This window comes from Jatrophihabitans sp., from assembly GCA_036389035.1.
GTDB lineage: Bacteria > Actinomycetota > Actinomycetes > Mycobacteriales > Jatrophihabitantaceae > Jatrophihabitans_A.
This window is the reverse complement of record DASVQQ010000013.1, coordinates 1-4518: the sequence shown is the minus strand read 5'-3', so window position 1 is coordinate 4518 and position 4518 is coordinate 1. Positions and strand designations below refer to the sequence as shown.

3 protein-coding genes are annotated in these 4518 nt (G+C 67.8%); all 3 read right to left on the bottom strand.

Annotated features, from left to right (window positions below; genetic code table 11):
• On the bottom strand, window positions 1–1195 hold a 1195-nt coding region (locus tag VF557_10810; protein ID HEX8080690.1), incomplete at its 3' end, for a M28 family peptidase.
• Between the two features lie 388 nt (window positions 1196–1583).
• Complete coding sequence (locus tag VF557_10805; protein ID HEX8080689.1) at window positions 1584–3653, bottom strand: hypothetical protein; 2070 nt, start codon at window positions 3651–3653, stop codon at window positions 1584–1586.
• Window positions 3654–4240: 587 nt separating this feature from the next.
• Window positions 4241–4518, bottom strand: a 278-nt coding sequence (locus VF557_10800; GenBank protein ID HEX8080688.1) for a hypothetical protein, incomplete at its 5' end; no start/stop codon positions are given.

Genomic DNA, 4518 nt, shown 5'->3' with positions numbered 1-4518 from the left:
CCGGCTGGCCGGTGGAGTTGTCGATCACTCCGGCCGAGGCCGACCACGGTGCTGCGGAGCCGGTCTCAAAGCCGGGGTTGCCCAGCTTCTGCCCGGGGGCTGTGCAGCCCCCGCCGGTGCCGCTGATCGTCCAGGTGAACGTGGTCGAGCCCGACGCGCTGGCGGTGTCGGTGGCCGTCACCGTCGAGCTGTAGGTGCCGGCGGTAGTCGGGGTGCCCGAGATCAGACCCGTAGAGGCGTTGATCGACAGGCCGGCCGGCAGACCGGACGCTGACCACGAGTAGGACCCGGTGCCGCCGGTGGCCGACATCTGCAGGCTCTTCGCGGTGCCCACCGTGCCGGTCTGGCTGCCCGGGTTCGTCACCGCCACACCGGTGGTGCCGGCAACCGCGAGGGTCCAGAGCGCGTACGCGGCCGCGTCACCCGCCCGGTTGAGCACGGTGGTGTTGACATTGCTCGGGTAGGTGTCGCAGGACCGGTGGTAGCACGGGTCGTAAGAGGCGCCTGCGGTGCCGCCCCACTTGGTGGCCTGTGCGCTGGTCTTGGTGGCGCTGGCACCGGCGGCGACGCCGCTGGTGGGGATGCCGGCCGCCTTGAAGGGCGCGTCATCGGAGCGTCCCGCGCCCTCGACGTTCTCCTCGGTCTGAACCCCGATCGAGTCGTAGTAGGCCTTCACGACCTGGCCGGTCGCGCTGGTGATCTGGTTGATGAAGTAGCCGGCGTTGGTCGAGGAGACCATGTCGAAGTTCAGGTAGTTCTTGATCTTGGTCCGCTCGGTGCTGGCCAGCGTGTTGACGTAGAACTCCGAGCCGTTGAGCCCCTGCTCCTCATCGGTCCACCAGCCGAACCGCACCTTCTTGGCCAGCGCCGGGTTCTGGGCGGCCAGGGTCAGCGCCACCTCGAGCAGCATCGAGGAGCCGGAGGCGTTGTCGTTGGCGCCGGCCCCCGCGCTGACGCTGTCGAGGTGCGCGCCCATCATGACCACCTGGTTGGGGTCACCGCCGCCGTTCGGCCAGTTGGCGATCACGTTCGGGCCCGAGTTGAGGGTGCAGCCCGAGGTGCACGTCTGCTTGACCACCGAGTAGCCGGCCGCGACCAGCTTGTCATAGACATAGGTGACCGACGCCGTGTAGCCAGCGGTGGTGGACCGGCGGTTGCCGCCGTTGTTATTGGCGATCGTCTGGAACTGCGACATGTGTGACTGCATGTTTGTGAGCGAGATATCGGGTGCGGCCAGTACGGCCGTGCCCTGAGCTGCGGCCATGCCCTGTGCTGCAGTGGGCTGCAGCGCCACGGCGGTGGTACTGGCCAGTGCGAGCGCCAGTATGCCGCGCAAAATGGGGTTACGTCTCAACGCCTACTCCTCGGGTGGGGATGCGCGCAGCGCGCTGGGGGAGCGCGCGGTGCCGAAATTACCGGCCAAGCCGAGAATAAGCGGATACATAATGACTTGTGAATAGACTTTGAAAAAGTTGTGAATAGAGTTTGAAAAAGACACTGCTGGTGCGCTTGCTGAACAACAGAAACCACACGCCTGCCTCACATTGAGGTGGACTGGCGGCGGATCACGCCGGCCGCACCGGTCAGGGCACGGCTACGAAGTTGACGTTGACCTTGACCTTTCTCAGGTACATCACCCGGTCGTACCAGTAGCTGTAGGCCAGGTAATCAGTGCCCGAGATGTGCGAGCCCATGGGCATGGGGCTGAACTTGCCATTAAAGACATACGTGATGGGAAACCCGCCCGTGTAGGGGCGCGCCGGGGTGTTGGGCTGCCTCACCCCGTTGCGATACCAGGTGAACCCCGACTCCGCGGCGTTGCTGATCCGCGTTGCGCCTGCCGCTGGCGGCGTCAACCGGATAGAGAAGTAACCCACCCGGGCTCGGCAGTCATTTCGAAGATCGAGAGTCGCTCCAGCGGAAAAGCCGCGGTAGGGCTGACTGCAGAACAAGGGGGGTGGGACGGGGGTGTTGTCACCGGGAGTATGCGCCGGTTGGGCCGACACGACCCGTGTCGACTCCGTGCTGGTCTGGGTTGTGGTGGTGCCGTCCTCGGCGGTCATCGTCTCGGTGGTGGTGATCGTCACGTCGAAGTCGCCGTACTCCGACGTCGTCGCCGGGGCGTCGTGGCCGATCTCGAAGTGGAAAAGTGCCGGCTCCGATTCGACGCCGTCGGCGTCGACCGCGTAGACCAGCAGGTCGTGCGGGCCGGTTTCGGTGACACCGAGCTGCACGCTCGCGGAGCCGGCGTCCACGACGGCCGGAACGCCGGCGTCGAGGGAATAGCGGAACTGCACGGCGGGGGTATTTCCCACTCCGGCCGGGGCGGTGAAGGCGAACGTGGCGTCGGCGTCGGCCGCCGCGTCGAACTGCCCGTTGGTGAAGGAGGACGACGTCACCGTCGGAGTGGCCGGCGCGGTGGCGTGGAACCAGCCCTGGGCGTCGATGACGACATCGATTGCCCCCGGTCCGCCGTTGCGGATGCTGACGGTGCCCTCGGCACTGGGCGCGACGATCGCCAGGTTGGTGCGGTAGGTGTTGGCGGCGGTGTAGTTCAGGCTGGAGGTCGAGGGCTCGGGCTGGTCGCTGGGCCAGAGCCGCAAGTAGCCGCCCGCGGTGGTGTTCGAGCTGCTTCGGACGGTGCGGAGGTTGAGCGCTACGGCAGCCAGCCCGGACGCGACGGTCGGCAGCCCACCCACGTCGGCCACCCGCAGCGTGAGAATCGAATTGCCGGCGATGGTCCGGACCGGCGCTGCCCTGGTGTCGAGCAGGCGCACGGCCATCGCGGTGAACATCCCCGCCGAGGCCGAGGCCGAGGGCGTGAAGTAGCCCTGGATGTCGATGATCAGATCAACCGGACCGCCGGCGCCCACCAGCACCGAGAACGAGCCGTCTCCGGACAGCGGGATGGCCACCGACAGCGACTGGGTGGTGTCGTCGAAGTCCAGGGCGCCGATGGTCGGCACGGCAGCGCCCGTCGCGTAGGCACGCAGGTAGCCGATGGCGCTCTGGTTCAGGACCGCGATGTTGACGTAGACCGCGCTGGCATCGGCCGGCACGCCGGCCAGGTCGGTTGCCTGCAGCGAGACCGCCGAGCCGGTGGCGACCCGCGCCTGAGGCAGGTTCAGGCCGCTGCGGGTGTCAGCGATCCTGGTCTGCTCGACAGCCACGAAACCGCCCGGCGCGGTCGAGTCGCCGGCGGTGAAGTAGCCCTGCACGTCGATGATCAGGTTCACCGCGTGATCGGCGAGCACCCGCAGCGTGCCATCGGCGTGCAGCGCCACCAGGGCGGTGTTGGACACCGAGTCACCCGGGTTGAACACCAGCGCCGCCCCGGTCGGGGTGGCCACGTCACCGGGCGCCACGCTGACAGCCCCGATCGACGCCGCGCCGACCGCGGTCAGCGTCAGAGCGAGGGCGCTGACCCCGCTGGCCGGAATGCCGGCCCGCCCCGCCGCGGTGACTGTGCGGACGCCGCCGGCCGGCATCGGGCTGGAGTACCCGCCGGTCCCGTTCCGGGTGTCCAGCAGGCGTCCCGCCGCCGGCACGAACAACCCGGCCGTTCCGGACGAGACGTCCGCCCGCGCCGGGCCGGCCGCTGGCGTTACCGCCAGCTGAACCGCGGACCCCCCGCTGACGACCAACGCCAGCACCAGAACTGCTCGCAGCCCACCGAACCGACGCTTCAACCCGTACCCCCGGAGTCAAGACAGCCCGCCGCGCATCGGCAGGAACGTGTCAGAGACCGGCAAGTTAACATTGTGTGAGCCATGGTGCCGGGAGTTCGGGCTAGATCGAACACATTCGGACAGAACGCCCAGGATGAAACGGGTGCCTCTTCGGCGAAGGTGGGCTCCGGCGGGTGTGCACCTGAGAGAGCTGCTTTCAACCGTAACGCCCCTTACAACGGGCTTAGCAGCCAGTGAAGCCCCGCTTTCCCACGCGCGCCGGGCAGAGGGGCGGCGTCGGTCCGGTTTCGACCCAGCCACAAGCTCCAGCCCGCCGAGATCGCCACCCTGGTGAAGTCCTACCGCGCGGGCACTTCGATCAAGGCACTGAGCCGACAGTTCCAGCTGCATCAGCAGACGGTACGGGCGCACCTGGAACGGGCAGCCGTCGAGCTGTGGCCACAGCAAGTGCTCACCGCTGGCCAAGTAGATGAGATCGCGGAGCTGTACCGTGCCGGCGCTTCACTGCGGGAGCTGGGCCTGCAGTACAACGTCGCCAACAACATCCGCAACTACTTGCTTCGAGCGGGGGTTCCAACTGCGGCCTGCCCGGCCGTTGCCAGCTCTGCTTCAAGGCTTCTGAGCAGCGCCTTCAGAAGCTTCGGAACGTCAGGTCGTGGCCGGACGGTCGCCAGCGCCGGATCGTTGGGCGACGCACGTGCCGCGGCGGCCACTGCACCGATCGCGCCGAATCCGACCACCACGGCCACCACCGCCCCGCCGCCAGCCATGTGCACGGCGACTCCCCGGTAGCATGTCGCGGTGCGTGATCCCTTTCCGGAATCACGCA